The 18856-nt window shown below is 49.8% G+C and carries 16 protein-coding genes and 1 tRNA gene; 9 read left to right on the forward strand and 8 right to left on the reverse strand.

Features of this window, described 5'->3' with window-relative positions; all coding sequences use genetic code 11:
• Positions 1-266: 266 nt before the first annotated feature.
• Together ACR0D7_RS16730 and ACR0D7_RS16735 are read right to left on the reverse strand one after the other, a co-directional pair.
• Complete coding sequence (locus ACR0D7_RS16730) at positions 267-914, reverse strand: sulfotransferase family 2 domain-containing protein (RefSeq protein WP_480680040.1); 648 nt, start codon at positions 912-914, stop codon at positions 267-269.
• 221 nt (positions 915-1135) lie between these two features.
• Entirely contained in the window at positions 1136-1726 is a 591-nt protein-coding gene (locus tag ACR0D7_RS16735) for an outer membrane protein (protein ID WP_480680041.1), read from the reverse strand.
• A gap of 544 nt (positions 1727-2270) precedes the next feature.
• Here ACR0D7_RS16735 and ACR0D7_RS16740 point away from each other — a divergent pair.
• The gene (locus tag ACR0D7_RS16740) at positions 2271-3818 is read left to right on the forward strand and encodes a hypothetical protein (RefSeq protein WP_480680042.1); all 1548 of its coding nucleotides are present in this window, start codon (positions 2271-2273) and stop codon (positions 3816-3818) included.
• 188 nt (positions 3819-4006) lie between these two features.
• Here the strand turns inward: ACR0D7_RS16740 and ACR0D7_RS16745 are convergent, their stop codons facing one another.
• The gene (locus ACR0D7_RS16745) at positions 4007-5698 is read right to left on the reverse strand and encodes a phospholipase D family protein (protein ID WP_480680043.1); all 1692 of its coding nucleotides are present in this window, start codon (positions 5696-5698) and stop codon (positions 4007-4009) included.
• A 121-nt stretch (positions 5699-5819) separates the two neighbouring features.
• Between ACR0D7_RS16745 and ACR0D7_RS16750 the strand changes: the two genes are divergently transcribed.
• The 4 genes from ACR0D7_RS16750 to ACR0D7_RS16765 all read left to right on the forward strand — a co-directional run bounded on the left by ACR0D7_RS16750 (position 5820) and on the right by ACR0D7_RS16765 (position 9804).
• A complete protein-coding gene (locus tag ACR0D7_RS16750; protein WP_480680044.1) occupies positions 5820-6755 on the forward strand; it encodes a hypothetical protein in 936 nt (311 codons plus the stop codon).
• Entirely contained in the window at positions 6752-7516 is a 765-nt protein-coding gene (locus tag ACR0D7_RS16755) for a hypothetical protein (protein WP_480680045.1), read from the forward strand. The genes ACR0D7_RS16750 and ACR0D7_RS16755 overlap by 4 nt, the downstream gene beginning before the upstream one ends.
• A 395-nt stretch (positions 7517-7911) precedes the next feature.
• Positions 7912-9252, forward strand: a complete 1341-nt coding sequence (locus ACR0D7_RS16760; RefSeq protein WP_480680046.1) for a mechanosensitive ion channel family protein — start codon at positions 7912-7914, stop codon at positions 9250-9252.
• A 57-nt stretch (positions 9253-9309) separates the two neighbouring features.
• Entirely contained in the window at positions 9310-9804 is a 495-nt protein-coding gene (locus ACR0D7_RS16765; RefSeq protein WP_480680047.1) for a hypothetical protein, read from the forward strand.
• A 171-nt stretch (positions 9805-9975) separates the two neighbouring features.
• Here ACR0D7_RS16765 and ACR0D7_RS16770 read toward each other — a convergent pair whose 3' ends face one another.
• Positions 9976-10410 (reverse strand): hypothetical protein, encoded by a 435-nt coding sequence (locus ACR0D7_RS16770; RefSeq protein WP_480680048.1) that lies wholly within the window; start codon positions 10408-10410, stop codon positions 9976-9978.
• Between the two features lie 469 nt (positions 10411-10879).
• Between ACR0D7_RS16770 and ACR0D7_RS16775 the strand changes: the two genes are divergently transcribed.
• The 4 genes from ACR0D7_RS16775 to ACR0D7_RS16790 all read left to right on the forward strand — a co-directional run bounded on the left by ACR0D7_RS16775 (position 10880) and on the right by ACR0D7_RS16790 (position 14485).
• A complete protein-coding gene (locus tag ACR0D7_RS16775; protein WP_480680049.1) occupies positions 10880-11578 on the forward strand; it encodes a GAP family protein in 699 nt (232 codons plus the stop codon).
• Positions 11579-11831: 253 nt separating this feature from the next.
• On the forward strand, positions 11832-12758 hold the full coding sequence (locus ACR0D7_RS16780; RefSeq protein WP_480680050.1) for a SphA family protein: 927 nt from the start codon (positions 11832-11834) through the stop codon (positions 12756-12758).
• 22 nt (positions 12759-12780) lie between these two features.
• Entirely contained in the window at positions 12781-13737 is a 957-nt protein-coding gene (locus ACR0D7_RS16785; RefSeq protein ID WP_480680051.1) for a hypothetical protein, read from the forward strand.
• Between the two features lie 232 nt (positions 13738-13969).
• Positions 13970-14485, forward strand: a complete 516-nt coding sequence (locus tag ACR0D7_RS16790; RefSeq protein WP_170386883.1) for a hypothetical protein — start codon at positions 13970-13972, stop codon at positions 14483-14485.
• Positions 14486-14550: 65 nt separating this feature from the next.
• Here ACR0D7_RS16790 and ACR0D7_RS16795 read toward each other — a convergent pair whose 3' ends face one another.
• The 4 genes from ACR0D7_RS16795 to ACR0D7_RS16810 all read right to left on the reverse strand — a co-directional run bounded on the left by ACR0D7_RS16795 (position 14551) and on the right by ACR0D7_RS16810 (position 18830).
• A complete protein-coding gene (locus ACR0D7_RS16795; RefSeq protein WP_480680052.1) occupies positions 14551-15552 on the reverse strand; it encodes a helix-turn-helix domain-containing protein in 1002 nt (333 codons plus the stop codon).
• A 334-nt stretch (positions 15553-15886) separates the two neighbouring features.
• A complete protein-coding gene (locus ACR0D7_RS16800) occupies positions 15887-16444 on the reverse strand; it encodes a hypothetical protein (protein ID WP_480680053.1) in 558 nt (185 codons plus the stop codon).
• A 42-nt stretch (positions 16445-16486) separates the two neighbouring features.
• Positions 16487-18094 (reverse strand): amidohydrolase, encoded by a 1608-nt coding sequence (locus ACR0D7_RS16805; RefSeq protein ID WP_480680054.1) that lies wholly within the window; start codon positions 18092-18094, stop codon positions 16487-16489.
• Positions 18095-18753: 659 nt separating this feature from the next.
• A tRNA-Met gene (locus tag ACR0D7_RS16810) sits at positions 18754-18830 on the reverse strand.
• Between the last annotated feature and the right edge of the window lie 26 nt (positions 18831-18856).

The following is an 18856-nucleotide window of genomic DNA, read 5'->3' on the forward strand; positions in this document are numbered from 1 at the left end:
ATATTGAAGATTAATAACTGAAGTGCTGGCTAATGGCCCTTGATTGGACCAGTTCTCTGCAATCAAATAATTCAACGAGTTGGAACTAGATTGCTATTTGCGTGCCTGGGCGGCTTTTAGAGTAATCGGAGAGCGTGCCCCCTCCGCGCCGAAAATCGGCATAAAGTTGGAAGCGAAACGACAATTTGTAAGTGCCTTACCCGCACGGCACTCGGAGAAGTTCCAATGTCAGAACGGAACCAAGTCCGCACTTACCGCCCCCAAGACTACAGTTTTCGAAGACCAAAGTTTTTTTTGCGAATTAAGCCGTCATTGAAAACATACCCGAAATTCTCAGCATCACGGATGTATACCTCACCGACTGCTTTGCTGCTTTCAGCGGAATAATAGTCTCGATAGTCTCGCCTCTTCGACTTTTTCCGATGCTTGAAGAACATACGCCGACCGCCGATTTCCCGAAGAACAACGCTCAGGTCTTTTTCGAAGGTTTCAAAGCGACCCAGGAAATCCAACGGTATTTCTCCACTGTCATCCACGAGAAAATCAGATTGGGGTTTGAAATATGGTATTTCAAGGAACTGCGACGGCTCTTCTATGAATGAAGACAAGAAGCTCTCAAAAGTGTCGTTATTTGTCACCAATTCCAATTTCTCGCGCCGCGCAATGATATAATGATAGGCGGAGACCAAACGGTCCCAAGGGTTCCGAACAAAACTGAACTTAAAGTAGTCCGCCGCCTCCGGTCCCAAGTGCTGAAGATTCACAAAAACTGACGAGTGTTTGTCGATCGCGGGAATAGGATCATGTTTGGTTAGACTAAAGTGACTAGGACGGCGCAAAATTGTAGAGACTGTTGATCCCCCAGTTTTTGGAATATGAACGAAGACAGTCTTTAGCTCAGGATAAATTGGCACCGATTTGCTACGCCTCCTTGCCGACAACGCGTGCTGAGCGATGCGCCGAAGGTCTGGCGCAATATACGCTGATGCGTTGAAACACCTCGGCGGAAGGCAGAAAAGCGTATCGGCAAAATGTCGGCACCATCGCCCACCCCCATCTCATTGGTAGTTTACGCAGCCCTGATATTACCCAACTCGAAGCGGAGTTGTGAATAGGGGAAGCAACCCGCATGGGTTCAGAACCGGTAGTTCACTGAAAATGCAAGCGCAGTCAGATCCACGTCTCTAAACTCGCGATTAAAATCTGAAAACTCAGAATACATCAACTCGGCCCCAACCGTGAGCTTTTCCCGAATGAAGCGCTCATAGCCAAGGCTCACGAAATAACCGCTGCCGTCGCCAGGGTTCGTATTGCCGGCGGCGTGCGTGTCGATTTCAGCGTAGCCAGCGCTGGCGTAGAACAAGTTCAGTCCTCTGTCGATGCCACCACGCGCACCAAGACGAGTGTATGAAACGAGTTCGAACCCAGCGTCAATGTCCTGCTCTAGTCGGGTGTATTGAAAGATGTAACCAATTGTAAAACTGCCGAAATCGTAATCGTAGGCCAGCTTCGCCCCGTAAATTGGACTGCTGGTGCCTTCAACATCAAGAGCATAGCCAAGCTCCAAACCGAAGGAGAATCCCGTCCAGTCGACGCCCGACTCAGGTAGTACGGCCGGCTTTTTAAACGGCGATGAGACATTAGAAACTTCAGCATTGCCCGCCATTGAGACTGTCGGGTAGATCGCAGCAACGATGAGAGTTACAGCATGGGTGCTCATTGTCATGATGATCAATTCCGTAACAAATTAACTCATTTCTATACTAGCGCATGTTCACTCCATTGCTATAGGTTGGTAGACCCGCAACTTTAGAAATGCGGCGGCCAGCGTGTCGAAGCTGCAATGCCTAAAACTAGTTTCCGTAAGATTAGGTCACTAAGAGCTTCCAATAGTTCCGAGCTTCATAGGCTGGTGCCTAATACTGATGTGAAAACTCACTGAGAACGAGTAGAGCCCCTGTGACAAAGCCTTTTGATCGGGTGTTACAACACTCCAGGAATTGCCGAAGCTCCGCTAATCGACTGATGCAGAGGTTCTTGCTCTAAGTCAGCGATGTGAACTTTTGAAACAACCGTCACCATCACCGCGAGCGTGACAATTACCGCAATCATCCCTCGATGTGTCATCAGTAGCTCCCTTCGATTCAACGTAAACTTCTTCAGTGGCTCTAAGATGGGGTTGAGAAGGGGTTGGCGGTAGGAAATTACATGTTGCTATACAGTAGTTGTGGTTAACACACATTGCTTCGTGACAGTGCGGGAGAATAGTCGTGACAGAAAATGTCGACAAAGCTGATATTCTGAAGCAACTGGAACGCATCACGACGTCTGAGAGTTTCCCATGCAGTGCGCGGACAAAGACGTTCCTGAAGCACCTTGTTCATCGAGAGCTTGAAGGCCGTGGTGATGAGTTGCGGGGCACTGCATTAGCAATGGATGTGTTTGGAAGAGGCGCTGAATTTGATCCAAATGCTGATCCTGTAGTCAGGATTGAGGCCGTCAAACTGCGAAAGGCACTAGACTATTACTACCTGACGACAGGGATTAACGACTCGGTTGCCATATCTGTCCCAAAAGGGCAGTACCGCCCACTTTTTGAAGTAAACTTCAAGAACACCGAACCGCTGGAACCACCTGTAGTGCACCGCAAAGGTTGGCCAGTCCTCGGGATCAGTAGCTTTACTGGTTCGGATACAACACGCGCAAAGCTTTTCCGTGAGGGCTTTCCTGAAGAATTGGGCCTGGAACTTGCGCGTTTCAGTCATATCCGTGTTCTGACTGGATATTCAGACAAGAGCCCAGATGGGTCTCATGAGCAAAACACACCCTCTTGCGATTATGTTCTGGATGGTTCGGTTCGGGACGATGAAGCCAACTTGCGCCTGATTGTGCAACTAAAACGGACTGTTGACGGCTCGGTCTTGTGGGCCGACCGGCGTGATGTCAATTCAAACGCCCCAGATTATTTCAAAGCCCAAGAAGAGATTGCCAAACAATGTGCGGCAAAGCTGGCTGACGCGTATGGATTTGTTGCAACCGATGCCGCGGGTCAGTTAGCGAGCCGCTCGCTAACCGGGAGCAATACCTATCAAGCTCTGTTGGCCTTTCATGCCCACGTTCGCACATCTAGATCGGGCAGCTTGCAGCATATGATGGATTTGGCGCGTTCGGCCACTCAGAACGATGATACCAGCGGGCTGGCCCACGCACTGATGGCATTGGGATATGCGGAGGAGGTGGCACTAGGCCAAAAACGCCTGAGTGCCATTCTTAAACAGGGGCAAATTCATGCTGAAAAAGCGGTAGCTCTGGAACCTCAATGCCAAGAGGCTCTGTTTGCAGCGGCGATATATGCGTTACTGGCAGGAGACACCCAAAGGTTCAATCGTTTAATAGACGCTGCAATTCGGGCCAATCCCAACAGTGCGTTGCTGATTGCGTTGGCTGGGGCTTGGATTGCGCTAGTGGGTGATATCAAGCTTGGCGCGGAAATGGTAAGGCAGGCTTTGGACATCAATCCATTGTTGCCGATCTGGACAAATATCACACTTTGCTTGGAGGATGTTCAGGAAGGAGACTACGCAAAAGCCTCAGAAAAAGTGCAGCGGATTGATGCTCGTGAACACGCAGGCGACTGGTTGTTGATCGCGGCCATTCACGGCATGGCGGGAGAGACAAAACTGGCAAAAAACGCGCTGTCCAACTTCCCAACTAAACAGTTTTCTCTCGAAGAGTATCTTGATGATCTTCCTTATGCATCTGGTGTGGTAGAACTGCTGCGGGAAGGTACGAAACGAGTGCGTTCCGTCGAGACTTGATCTTTCTTTAGCTACTTTGCAGCCAAACAATCGCAGCCGAAACTCCACTTGTCGCCTAACACTTAGGAGCGCAGTGATTTCTTCACCAACAGAAGATCGACTTGGGTTGGAAAACCGCACTGTGAGAATGGGCTCGGCGGGAAAATCTTCATGGATAAGGCTGGAAACGCGGCGGCTTGTAGTTGGCATCACAATTGTTGTTCAATCGGCAACCAACTAGAAACCCTAGCTACCAATTTGCGCCAAAATCCCGCTGATGGCTCTTGGGGTATAGTCGGGCTATTTCTAGAAGTTGTGTCCTCCCATTGCACTTTCCCAGCGTCATTGAGCGATACCGAATAAGTGTAGACCGGTATGGCCGCATCCAACTGCGTTTTGATTTGTTTCGCTAGACTAGGGCTACGCACCAACATTCCGATCTCCGAGTTCTGCCGGATGGACCTGGGATCAACATTTGCAGAACCCACAAAAACGTAAGTTTCATCAATCAAGGCGATCTTGGTGTGTAGAGTCAGCGGTGTTTCGACGCCTTCCGTCGAAGGCGGTGCGCTCGCGCGAACTTCAGCGAAGTTAACTCCGGCACGCAACAGTCGTTTACGATAGCGCGCATAGTGACCGTGAGTGTAAGGGTGGTTGGTTGAGGCAAGAGAATTGGTAACGATCGAAACATCAATGCCTTTTTTAACCAGCCGCTCAAGATACTCCGCGCCGTACTCCTCTGGAATAAAGTAGGGCGTAACCACTGTGACGCTGTTTTCGGCGCGCCCTAGGCTACTATAAAATGCGTCCCCAACAGCGAAGGGACCGGTTCCAGAGGGCGTGCGAAGTTTCTGCAGATCATCCGCAACGATTTTTACACGGCCATAGTAGACAGGTACCTCACCATTCCTGAGCTGTCTTATGTATTCAGATCCCAGAGCCCGATCGTAAATAGCAACTTCCTGATCAAGAGCGCGGTTCTGAAACTGTTTATACGCCTCGCTCAGAGGAACAATGTCGCCATCGTCTATGGCATCAAAAGGCAGAGACCAGGCATCATTCCAATACGTATCAAAGCTCTTTGACAATGTTTGAACAGGCTTGCCTGCAACAAAGAGGTCGAAGTCGGCAAAGTCATATTGTGTTCCAATACTGAAATATTCGTCCGCAATGTTTCTTCCGCCTAAAATTGCAAAACTGCCGTCTGTGATCGTGACTTTGTTGTGCATGCGGCGGTTCACTCGGGAAAAGTCCAACAGGAAATTTACGGCTACAGTGCTATTTCGGGAGAGCGGGTTGAAAACGCGAATTTCCACGTTCGGGTGGGCATTCAATGTCGCGATTTGATCATCACCTGCTGTCGTAAAAACATCGTCGAACAACAGCCTGATTTTCACCCCACGCTCTGCTGCGGAATACAGGGCCAACCACATTAATGAACCGGCTAGATCGGGTTTGATCAGAAACGTTTGCAAGTCTATCGAACTTTCCGCCGTTTCTATCATTCGCAGCCGCGCCCCGAGCGCGTCGTTGCCGTCGAACAAGGGTGCCATTGCCAGTATTTGGCTATCGTGACCTGTGAGGTCAGAAACTAGACGCCCGGCGCGGGTACCTTCAGCAGAGATAGCACGCGAGCTTTCCTTAGGAGTATCGAACGGAACATAGGTGCAGCTGCTTACAAACAGAAGCAGGCCACAAACGACAAAGAGGTTTATTGCGGTCCTCATTGGTCCTCCGGCGCGGTTAAAGCTGATCACTTTACGCGTCCATGATGCATTCGCCATTTTTCGAAAACAACTCAACTCGATGTCCAGCGCTCTTGTGTCAATCGCCGCTACACGAGCGCGCTGAAAGACAAGTGTATGTTCAAGGACTTGCATAGGGTTACTGGATTTCCGCATTCAAGTTTGCCGGCCACGACTGTTACCTGGCTTGAAGAGATCACTCTGAACTCTGTATTTCTTGCCCTTGCTTCAACAGTTCCAAGTATTTGTTAGAATTTCAAATTTCCTCGACTAAACAATGGTTTCATACTATCTCTATAGCTTAATTGTTACAGGCACGATCGGACGTCTTGTGTTGTTCAATTCGGTCATGTTCACCAAAGTGAAGCGATCCCTTCTGATCGTATTGTTCATGTTTTTGCTGTTTAGTATTCTTGTCGCTTGTGAACGCGACAGACCAAAGCCTACAAGCGAGTTGAACCCTCAAGTTCTATTGGCTGCCGCCGAAAACGGCGAAGGTATTGATCCCTCCAAATACAAAGGCGACATCGAACTGCTTCTGCCCAGCAAAGTACCGATCGGCGAGGAGACGTTTAATGTCGCGTTTTACGCGGGATTAAACCCGGCAACAGAGACCCGTTTGCAAGTGAAACTCGTGGCTGACCTCAGAGCGATCCAAGCACGGTTCCCAGAACTGGCATCCGGTATCTATGAGAATAGTTGTTCACGAGAAGTTTCGGTCAAAATTCTTGAAACCGAAGCGATTGAAGATCACGTCGAGCTGCGCGGATCACTGTTTGTTCGAATTTTTTCTTGTCGAAACAACGAGTCGGGCGAAGAGCGGGGTGGGCTTTGGTTGACGCAAGAAATTGACGCCAATGCTAAGGTGGAAGCTTTTGTCGAAGACCAATGTGTGCGCTTCTCCATGGTTGAGCTTGACCTCAACCCGCGTGGGTTTACGGGCGCTATCGCAAGATTATTCGGTGTCATTGATGGAGCGCGTACCGAAATACTGGAACAAGCAGAGATCTACTTTGATGATAATCCAATCTGTCTGACAGTACCGGAGGAACTTAAGCCGGTGTCACCGCAGGCCACGCTCGTCAAAGCGCTTGAGATTGGCGAAGGTGGCATCGGCGCCGAAATTCAAGGATTGATCGACACAGACGCAACGACACTTGTCAAACTGCTCAGCGTCATGGAATTGAGCGACATCATCGAGGGGCAACAATGAGACACGCCTATTTCGTGATGTTTCTGTTCGGCGGCATCGGTTTCGTATCCCCTTCGGTAGCACAAGTAGCGGAGTTCGACATAGAGGACACGCTGGTCGTCGGCACAACAGAAATTGATTACGGTCTCAATGTAGTTATGACGGCGGTCTCTCCAACACGTATAGGCATTGAAGCTGTTCTTGACTTTAGTGATTTGCAGGCTCGCTTACCCGAGTTGCTTGCTGAAGAACCAATTTTAGATTCATGTGGAAGCCGCACCAATCTCAGTGAGTTTGTGGTTGAGGCACAAGGTGAAGTTGTTTCTCTCAGCGGAAAACTCGATACACAGTTCTTTGAATGCACCAAGACCAGAGAAAACATCTTTGTACGCGGCGAGCCCACGGATAGATGGATTTTCGACTTTTCTGGTTCAGCTACAGCTCGGTTTAGCGAAAAATGCGTAACCTACGAGTTGGTAGACGCAGTCGTGCAACCCCTTGAGCAATTGCGGGACATTGAGGGGTTCGTTGAAGATGTCGAAGCACTGCGTGCCATTTTACTGGAAGTTGCTGGACGTTTCTTGAACGAACGCCCTTTTTGCCCGGCCTTCCCTGAGGAATTTGAACCTTTAGACCCAGTTTATGAAACCGGCGGTCCCCGCGAAATTGGTGATGGCGGTCTGGGGGCCTATCTTAGAGGATCAGTTGATACCAGTACCGCGACGATCATTGGAATACTACGCGTGTTGCAAGAGGAAGGAGTTATTCCAGGCCCTCCGTAAATGGTTTCAGATATGTCCAATAGACGGGGTAATTTCCACGCAATCTGTTCTGATCTGAACCAATCACTAATACTGCGCTTCGATGACAGTTCGTCGATTGAGTTTTTGCTATGCTAACAAGGGTGAGTACGGTGAACGCTGACCTGCTTAGGATTTACTCGCAGCCTGATATGCGAATTCCTGATCAATTGCGTAGCTCGAACGGCCCATACACTCCCGGCGATCTATGCTAGACTAACTTTGATGGAACAAAAGAAAGAGCCATTTGACGCTGGCGGTTGAAGAAATGATTAACGTCATCCGAACCGCAAAGACATTAACTGTCGAAACAGTATTTCTTGTAGAAACCATACCATTGTGTGTCACAATAGACTGGAATTTGTACGAGTAGATACATGAAGCATTTTCGTTTTCACAAAATCACCAGAGCAGCGGCTTCTATTGGTGCTACGGTATTGTCTGTCGCGTTAATTCTGCTGCTGATTTTGGGAGCGGCCAAAGCACAGCAACACGCTCACTCGGACCCGTATCAGAACTCAGTTGCGATCGCGAGCGAGGCGAATGTGGGCGAAGATGTACTCTCTCGGCACGTAGTTGCTTTGGGCGTAGACGATCTTTCAGAGATTGCAGATATCTGGCAGCGCCGGGTTCAAACGAACCTCGCTAGAATAGCCGAAGGTTTAACGCAGCTGGAAACTGTCGCCGATGAACAGGTTCCTGAACTCGTTGCCGAGATAAAGGCGACGAATAAAAAAAACATAGGCGACCTTCAGAACTACATCATTGTGGTTTACGCCCTGGGGCGAAAAGGCGGCCCTGAAGAGGAAATGAAAAAGCACGAAGGGTTCATCAAGGGCTTTATCGGTGAGCTTTTGCTTTCATACCAGTGGTCAGCCATTGCCCATCTGTCCTGGGACTGGGTGGTGTCAGGCAGGGGCGGGATCAGGGCGTTAAGCGGACTTTTCCAAGCAATCATAGTTTTGGTCTTTGCTTTCCTTCTCAGCGGGATTTTTAAAAGAGTATCGAGCAGATGGCTTCACGGCCGCAACGAAGAAAATGAAATCGCGGCAGTTGTCATACCGAACGTCATCCGCTGGAGCATTCTTGTTCTTGGCTTGTTTTTCGCCTTGTGGGGGCTTGGTGTAAATATTGGCGTCACAACTGCCATTGTCGGTGGTCTTGGGTTCCTTATTGCATTCATGCTGCAGAATTTATTTCAAAGCGTGATTGGCGGTTTTTTACTCCAAGCAACAAACCCTTATTCAAAGGGTGATATTATATCTATCAATCAAACGATTGGAACGGTCGTCGACGTAAACATAATTTCAACAAAGCTCAGAACTTTTGACAATCGGTTGGTACAGATCCCAAACCAGTCCATCTGGCAGGGGTCGATGGAGAACCTTACCAAGTACCGAGTGCGGCGCGTCGATCTTGTTTTTGGAATTGGATACGCAGATGATATTGAGCGTGCCAAAGCTACTCTTGCTGAGATGGTGAAAGCAGACAAACGTTGCCTGAAGAATCCGGAAACGCGGATATTTGTCGGTGAATTGGGTCCGTCGTCAGTAAACATTTATTGCAGACCATGGGTTCGAACCGATGATTACTGGGATGTTCTGTGGGACTTGACAGAGATTGGCAAAACCCGCTTGCAGAAAGAGGGCATCAATATCGCGTTTCCGCAAATGGACGTGCATGTCCACACCAAAGAAGCAGCTTCGCCGGACGAATGAAAAACACCGGACCATTTTTGATCTAATGCGTGTACGCTCTCGAAATGGATTACTTTAATGCCTACCGCTCATTCAAAAAATAAGACCACAAGATTGGTATCAACACTCATGATGGCACTGATCGGTGGAAGCTTATTTCTGCTGTTCCTGTCTCGAGACCTCCCAGAGGGTTTGCAAGATGACTGGGCAAAAGAAAACTTGGGTCTTGTCGTTCGCTACGTTATCGCAATGACACTGGGTGGTGCGATAATGGGTTATTTGCTTGCTTCAATGTTCGGTCGTAAGGGTTTTGGTGGATGGGTTTTGGCTCTCTTAGGGGGGCTGATGTCAACTCTGGTTGCGGGTGCCTGCGGAAGCCTACTAGGTTTGCTTCCCGATATCCTTGCCGACGGATGGCAGGCGAGCGACTTGGTGTCAATTCTGTTTGGGTTTCTGGTATTGCCAATTGCGGCCGTCGATAAACTTGGCTCATCCGCGATTTGGCTGGCAGCAATAGCAGTGACGCATATGACGTCTAAGTACGACCGTGCAAGGAATGCGTACCGCTCGTAAGTTGCTTCGAAGTATTGTGCTGAACTCTCGCAACAATGGTCGCTACAGCAATATCCAGCATGTTGGACTGAAAACGCCCGACAGACTCATGCAATCTAGTTGCATAGAATTCCTGCCGGACGGCAATATGGTTTAGTTCGACACTGGTTTCGTCGTCCAAAGTCTGGATAATCAAGCCTGGAGTGAAAGCCCAAGCTCTGGTCGACCAACGCCTCTAACTACCAAATGCTCTCCTTTAACCTGAGCAAGCGCGTCGAACAGCATGGACGCCTCTTTTTCACTGGCTTCAAGCAAATAGTCCGTTACCTGAGGCAACGCGCTGTTCCAACTAGGGCAAGCCAGTGCAAACTGAGCGAAAAAATTGGCCATGAATTTGAACAATCGCTCTGGGCTCGTTTCTCTGGATTCCCGAGCTGCCCAAAGTAAGGCTTCCCACATTGCGTTTTCGAACGCGACTTGTGCTTTGTTGGAGCCTTGAAAATCAATCCAGATTTGGTTTTCACGGGCAAGCCTCAGTTCTGATGCCTTCAGCACAAGATTATGAGCAGCAGCAGTGGTTGAAGGATATTGATCCCTTAAGATCTCCAGAAGTTTGAATTGAGACATTTTTCGCTCCTGTTTCCGTTTTCACAAAACAGAAGTGGGAAAGAGCGACTGCAAACAGCAGGTTTCCTACTGTAGCGTAACTGTAAATTACAACAATTTGCTTGCGGGAAAACCGGACAGCTTGACTTGCCACCCACCACCATATTTTCGAATACCCTGTTTCATTCTCAATTGGGGCTGCATCGCCTTGAGGGTGCCTCTACAGGATAGCTACACAAAAAGGAAACTACGTCCGTGTTCGGAGACTTAGGACGCTGAGAATTTGCAGAGAAAAGAAAGATGGATAAACTGGCCATCTAAGGTCATCAAATTAGACTGAAAGCTCTGCGGAGGGAGGAGGGAACGTGGGATTAGGCCAATGTCCACCCTGTCTTTTATGGCCTTTACCTTTCGCGGAAGTGGAAACAGGCAAAGGAATAAACGTCGAGGTTTCCAAGTTAGACAAAAGACCGATTGAACGGGACAGAGTATGAATGACATTTGGGTGGTTGGAATACCTATTCTGTTGGTTGACGTAGTCAGTCCTGTCCTTCTGGCTGCGACGGCTTTTGCCCTGACAGGGCGCCGACCGATTGCAAATAGTTACGCGCTTATCTTAGGTCATACAGTGGCGTACTTTGTGATGGGGGTTCTGATAGTCTACGGGCTTGCGGAACTGCTCGCTCCAGTAGTGGACTTTGTCGTCGAGGGGTTCGTGAATCCGACGCGTATCAATTTCATCATTGGCTTACTTCTCGGCTTAGTTCTGCTCGGCCTCGCTTTTAGGGTGAGCACAAGTGCCGAAATGGACAAACAATCGGCGCGATCCGAGGCGAGCCAGCAGAAGGACGGTGTGCTGCCATCCTTCCTAATGGGCGCGACACTATGTGTTGTAGGGATGCCATTTGCCGTACCTTACTTCGGATTCATCAATGAGATGTTCCGATTTAACGTTCAATCCAAACCCATAGGTTTGTTGATCTATAACCTTCTGTATGCGCTTCCGTTTGCACTGATTCCACTTGCATATGCTTTTGCGGGAAATTCAATTTTGGACAAATTGAAGGCGCTCAACCAGTTTATAAGCACCACAGCGTCGTGGCTTGTCCCGCTTTTGTTCGGCCTCTTGGGATTGGCGTTCATAGTTGATGCCGTCAAATATTTTCTGACTGGATCCGGTTTGATTTGAAGTCAAACGCACTGTTTAGAAATGAGCTTGTGGCATTAAAGTATCTATTTTTAAGACGATGTGTTAATTGCAATCAAACAAAACTAAACTAATCCAGCGATGGCGCTTACTCTAAACAGTGGAACTGTTGGGCGCTGAGTACCCAACAACACAAGGCTTTTTGCGCGAGCGCCACTGAATTTTTTGAAGCTACGTCGCACATAGCTTCTCACGTTAGCGATACGTAAGTAGTTTAACTATTTAGGGGGCGAGAATGGGCGTAAGAGCATCAGCTAGATTATCTGCAATCTTCGGAATAGTGGCATTCTTGGCCGTCATACTGAACGGCAGTTCTGCGGCGGCCCAATTTCCTATCGCAGGAAACTATGGGCTGGGGGCTGGACTGGGGCAGACCTCTGCCATTCTGCCCCCCCAAGGGACCAGAGTGATCGAAAACGGATGGATAAACTATGACATCCAGCGATACGTCGATGACAATGGAAATGATGTCGGCGCATCTACATCTACAGTGAATGCGGCACGTCTGACCTTCCGCTACGTTTTTCGTGACGTCCAACTGCTGGGCGCCGATTATTCTGCGGGGGTAGTCCTTACATACAGAGATCAGGTTTTGCGGCCGGAGCCTGGACTGGGCCAAGGATATCATATGGGCGATACTGTTGTGACGCCTGTTGCCCTAGGCTGGCATCACAATAATTGGCACTTTCAAGCATCATATACATTTTGGGCACCAACTGGAGAGTTTGAAGCAGGAGGATCGACCAATACCGGCAAGGGCCTGTGGAGCCATATGCTATTCGCGGGTACGACCTGGAAGCAGAACTCTAATCTGCCATGGGCAGCGACGTTTCAAGCAAGGTACGAGAAATTTGGACGTCAGGAGACTACGGATATACGCCCCGGCGACGTTCTGTCTTTGGAAGTCGCCTTCGGAAAAGAAGTTGTCCAAGGTATTAACCTAGGTTTATTGGCGGCTCGTTCAATTCAAGTTTCAAGGCAGAGTGGAACGCCCTTAGGTGACCCGTCGAAGTACGAGATTAACCTAGTTGGAGCTGAAGGCGTATGGAAGCCCAAAGGTCTTCCAGGCGCTCAAATTGCTCTGAGGTTGGGGAAGGAATTTGACAATCGAAACACCACCGAAGGTGTTGCGACCCTATTGTCGCTTGCCTACGCATTCTAGAAAGAGCACATGGACGCGTGCAGTGAGCCAAGTACCTGATCAGCTAATACTAAAGGCGACCCAGATTTGTGCGTTGATTGGGATTGTAGGTTTCGCATCTGCTTCGACCGCGCAAACTGTTGATCCGGATGCGTCTGAGGCAGCGGCACGTGCAGCACTTTCGGTCTTGAGCATTGCCGCAACGCCGAATGAGACACTGTCTTCGTTCTCTTTTCTAAGGGCATCAGGCGACACCAACAGCCTGCGATCAACTCAACTTCGGGGTGGCTTTCATCCTCTGGAAAACGGCCTCTATCTTGAAGGGCTGGTGGCTTATCAAGTGTACAACCCAGTTGTATTCTTCCCAGAAATCGCACCTGGCGTTGACGTGGACGTTACTTGGGCGAGCGTTGCAGCCACCCTCGGAATAGGCTGGGAGTTTCCTTTGGGTAATGACTGGCACTTTCGTCCCGTCGGACATGTGTCGCTCGGCCATGTTACGGCAGACGCTTCGATAATTGACTTTCCAATTTTTCCAGTCAGTTCAGGGTCAACTGACCCAATCGATGGTGACTTGAATGCATTTGGCGTAGGTGCGTCTGTCGGAGTCTATCGGGAAGCCAGATACGGTCCTTGGCAGGCTGAATATCGATTTCGCCAAACATTCCTTGAATTTCATCCAATCGATGAACCACAGGCCGGGGACGCCAAAGCAAATTCCAACCAGACAACGTTTTTTTCACGCCACCGCTATCCATTGAAGAATGTGAACATCTTCAATCTGTCGACCCAACTCGTGCTGGATGCAGGGTTGGTGTATTACCACGGGAACGCCGCTGAGGTTCTGGATACGGATTGGCTTGCAACCGCAGGCGTTGGTGTCGAGTTAGACGCGAGCCAAATTGGCCTTCCTGCCATCAAAGCTGGGCGAATAATGCTGAACGGTGTTATTGCGGAAAACTTCGACGGCTTTTCTATAGGACTTGGTCTCAGATTTTAGTGCTGCTGTCAGAGTTTTCTGACCAAATCAAAAGTCGCTGTCGCAAGTAAAGATCACTGTGATCCACACCTTGATCAATCATGGATGCGCGCCGCTTCACCTCGCTTTGGCTGAAAAAGAAAAACATTTGGCTGGAATTCAAATGAGTGAAAGAACGATCGCCACCAATATCAGATGACAGCGCCATGCAAGGTGCTTTGCAAGTTACAGAGATAGAATTGGAGCGTCAGTCATGAAGACCGAAGCAGTCAGTGCCGTCGAAGTAATCAACATGCATTTGAACAGACACTATGAAGCCGATCAGCGCGCAGATGCTGTTGTCGAAATGTTGCTTGAAAATGAAATCTCCAGCGCAGATTTCTGGCCCTTGTTGCAGGGTTTATGGGGTGGGTTCGAAAAAATTGACCACACCATGTTCGTTCACGCAATGGACGCAGAGAAACGAAGGTCATGCTGGAGTCCAACGGCGGAGTGGCATCAGTTACCCAGAGAAATTTCGGTTTTTCGCGGTCAAAAGCTGGGGAAAGAAGTTGGGTTGTCCTGGACGACAAACTTTGATGCAGCATTGGACTATGCAATTGGATGTCATGGTTTAACAGCCAAAACTCCGATCATCCTTGCGACCAGCATCCCCAAAAGCGCTGTCGCAATGGTTATCGAAAAAGGTGAACCAAATGAACTTGTCCTGTGGAAAGCGCCACAAATTTCGGACTGTGTAATCACCCAGGTATCGTCAGTCGCGCACTAGTGAAACAGAAGCGTATCTCAGGCGTGGTTCAACTGAAAAGGCAAAAGGCGGGGCGTCATATTGGCTTAGTTTTGTCTTTGAAATTCACGCGGTGTTAAATCGGTCCAACGCTTGAATGCGGTGGAGAATGCGGGCTGGTCGGCAAAACCCAGATAGAACGCAACTTCTCCGATGCCGAACCCGTCCTTGAGATACGTCTTCGCAAGATCACACCTGATATTGCTTACAATACCACGAAAACTCAGGCCTTCTTCATTTAGGCGACGCGACAGCGATCGTGTGCTGAGCCCGAGACTTGCGGCCACTTCTTGAGCGCTGGGAATTTGTCCAGGCAACGAGTTCAATAGCAGTGATTCAACCTTGCTACGAGTACTAGGCGCACACCCGCCCCTTTCCTTCAAAAGTTTGTCGCCGTAGTCAATCAAGTGTTCTTTGAGAGCTGGATCATAGCTTGGAATGGGAAGATCGAGAGATGATAACGACAGGATGAGTTCAGTCTTTTCGGAATCAAAGGCAACCATGCATCCCGCCAACCTTTGAATTTCGGGTCCTGCTGATTTGACCATGTGTTGGAACCGAACTTCCAGTGGTTGGAGAGGAGCATTCACGACCAAACGCATCAACGAAATTACCGAGAAAACAAGAAACTCAGTCCGACGATGGTACTTGACCAGCCCCCCGTCAGTAATGTGCATCTGGAGCGAAGCATGATTTCCTGACAAAACCAGACTGTAGTCAATAGTATCATCAACCAACGCACCATAATGCGACGCGTTTTCAATAGCTTCTTTTAGGTTTCGTGAATATTTTGCGATGTACCAAACGATGTCGCGCGGTGAGTTAAATGCCAAACCTGCCATTGTGGCAAACGCCGGGTTCTTCAACTGGTCGCAAGCCAAACGAACAAATTGACCTTCTTTATAAGGGTCAATCTGATCAGCAGCCTCCTTTAGATCGTTGCGCGTTAAGCCACAGCCCTTCAGCACAGCATTAAATACAAGGGCATCTGACGCGCGTTTTTCAAACATTCGGGCAAAGTGCCTAAGCCACGTGTTGTCGACACCCATAAGTTGTTCCTATAAAAGCTAAGTAGTTCTAATGCCGGGCATTATTTGAGCTAAGAGTTTCGCTAGTCCAACACCAATTGCAAAATCAGCAATAGTAGGTTCCAGCGTTGGTACGAGGCGTTTTGTTGCCGGCCTAATTCTTTCTAGCGCACAGGCAGTTGCTGCCACAAGAATTGTGCCGGTCAATTCTACCGGCAAGTTCGGCATTGAAACGATCAGAACTCAACCAATTCTGCGAAGCTTCGGCACAGGCAAGGCCTTTCCGAAAGGGCGCGCATTTTTTTGACAACGGTGGTCCAAATCAAATGGGGTGCTCCACTTCTCCAAAAGATTTTCAGGGGCGCCGCGAAGCATTGGGCATTGTGTCGAAAAGACCGGCAACCGTTTCACCTGCCTCAGGAGTGGCCAAAACTAAGAGATCGTTTTCGACCATTGCTTCATAAGCGAGAGAATGCCGCCAGCCTGAATGTAGCACATTCACTGTAGTCGTGACGTCGTAGTCGGAGATGGTCTTAATCTCGGAAGCTGAAATGATCTCTGGTGCCTTATCACCGGCATAAAAGCGTATGGCAGCAACCTCGATGGCCAAAAGTACAGTAAATGTTTCTCCTTTTTGCAAATTTGAAGAGATTGCAGGAGCCATTTCTTGCGCAAGCTTATTCAATGACTTGATGGACCACGAATGGTACGAAACGCCTGGCCTTCTCAAGAATGGTCTTGCTTGAACAATTCCGGCTTTCCGAGCGTCTAAGTCCGCCTGAAAAGCAACCTTGGCCGCCGGATGGTGCTCAAAAAGAAGAGCCCAAAGCATCGGGTTACCGCAGGCCAAGGATTGTCCTGCCGCGCCAAACAGCAAAAACACAGCCAGAAAAGCTCTATAAACATGCTTCATTTCTATTCTCCTTTCGGAGGCTGAATTCCAGAATAGAGGCTTTTATTGTTTTGTATGATCCCACGTCAGATTGCCGTCCATGATAGTGTAGAGCACTTCGACATCGTGGATCGTGCTTGGGTCGATTTCGTAGAGGTTCTCTGAAAGCACCACCAAATCCGCGAGTTTGCCAACTTCGATGCTGCCAATTTCGTGGTCTTTACCCATCCCGTAGGCCGCGTTGATCGTGTTCGCGCGAATTGCGAGGTCTATCGGCACACGCGCCTCTTCGCCACCCAGCGGTGGGACATCGTCGCGGCCAGGAAGCTGACGCATCACCGCAGTGCGGATCGCCACCAGTGGGCGGTATTCCGAGATGTAGCCAGCGGCCGGCCAGTCCGAGCCCAAGGACACGTTCCCGCCGGCCTCTGCAATCGCACGCATAGGGGAATATCGATTCACCCGCTCATCGCCAAGGCGCTGCATGGTTACACTTTGCAGCATTGGATCAAGACTCATCCAGGCACCGGTGGAATCCCAGGTGACACCAAGCTCCCCAAAGCGCGGAATATCATCGGGGTGAACAAGCATCGCATGGCTGATTACGTGACGCCGGTCGCGCGGCGGGTTTTGCGAGATCGCCAGTTCGATCGCATCCAAGACCGCTCGAACTGCGGCATCCCCGAAACAATGGCACACTACATTAATGCCAGCAGCATCCGCGCGCAGCACCGTCTCGTTCAGGGTGTCAAACGGGATGATTGGGTTGGGGGAGGCATCCGGGTTGTCACTGTAAGGCTCAGTGTAGAGGGCGCTATAGGCATCATCCCCACCGTCCATATTTATCTTGAGACCTCGCGCGGACACAAGATCGGTGTCGAATTGCTCTCGCATCGCCTCAAGCGGCGGGATCGGGTCGAGGTTCGGGTCATTCCAATAGAAATTGCCCTGAACCCGGATCGGAAGCTCTCCGGACGCTGCTAAGTCTGTCATGAGCTGAAAGCCTTCGTCTTGCCCGAGGCCCTGAATGCCGTAGTCATGTGCTGTAGTGATCCCTGCCGCAGCGAACCGGGGCAACCATTCACGAACCCCCGCCTTGGTGTAATCAATATTTAGATCTATCAGTTTCGAGAGCACCTGCATCTGTGCTGGAACTTCGACAATCCAACCGGCGGGCGTGCCGTCCTCGTTTCTGCGGAAGAACGAAAAACCTGGTACCGTTTCGGGCGTGTTTTCGTCGATCCCGGCGATTTCGAAGGCTTTGGAGTTTACCCAGGCTTGGTGTCCGTCCACTCCCCAGAGGAAGATCGGCCGGTCGGCGTCAATCTCATCAAGCATCTCTTTCGTGCCGTAGCCGTCATCCCAAAGGTGAAGCCGCACACCGTATCCATGGATTATTGGCAGTTCCGGGTTTTCTTCGGCATAGGTGCGCACGCGCTCAAGGATCCCGTCGATGCTGTCGATCTGGAGGTCCACACCACGCATAATCAGCGCTCCGGCCGTGGGGTGCATATGCCCCTCCACAAAGCCCGGCAGCACCATATTGCCTTCCAGATCGATTACCTCAGTGCCGATCCCAATAACATTCGCAAGACCCGCCGCGTCGCCGACATAAACGATCTCGTTTCCTGTAATCCCGATGGCTTCGGCAACGGTTCCAGCCTTATCCATAGTGTGGATTGCGCCATTAATGAGCGCATAGTCCGTTGTAGGGTTTAGGCGAGCCGTTTGAGCAACTGAGTTTGAGGCGAGAGCTGTTAGCAAACCGATTGTTATCGTCATCCACTTCATTACTCACACTCCCAACCAAAAAAATTTATTAGATAAAATGAAACATTATATATGCATGTCAAATAAATTTTCTTCGCTTAGCTTCCTATGCGTTTTTCAAAGAGCTCAATCGCAAACCAACTTTAGACTCAGGTAAACAGCGTGGATCGGCCGATTTTCCCACCAATCGGCGAACTGCTTTAGTGCAGATGGTGCCGGTGTGAACAGAGCCATGCAGGTGTTTTATCAAAGTAGAAGTTTCACCTTGGGTGCAAAGCAGATGCGTCACAAAATGCGCTGAGGGGAGCAGAGCCTGACGGCGCAGAAATCTCAAACTCACCGGATAGTACCCGGTCCAGCTCCTTCGTCCAGCCATACGGAAGAAGGCCCTTTGCCGTAAGGTTCGTATCCGCGCCATGCTTTTAGGTGACCCGCCGCTTCCCGCAGTCTTCTCGCCTATGCGCGTGCGTTTCGTTCGCTGTAGCACAGGGGTAAGTGCCCAAAACGCAAAAAGCCTCGCGAGTTGCGAGGCTAAGTGTTTGATACCTGGCTTGTAATTTTGGTTGCGGGAGCAGGATTTGAACCTGCGACCTTCAGGTTATGAGCCTGACGAGCTACCGGGCTGCTCCATCCCGCGACACTTTTTGTGGCCTATCGCCTATT

Source organism: Ruegeria sp. BB7, from assembly GCF_056539365.1.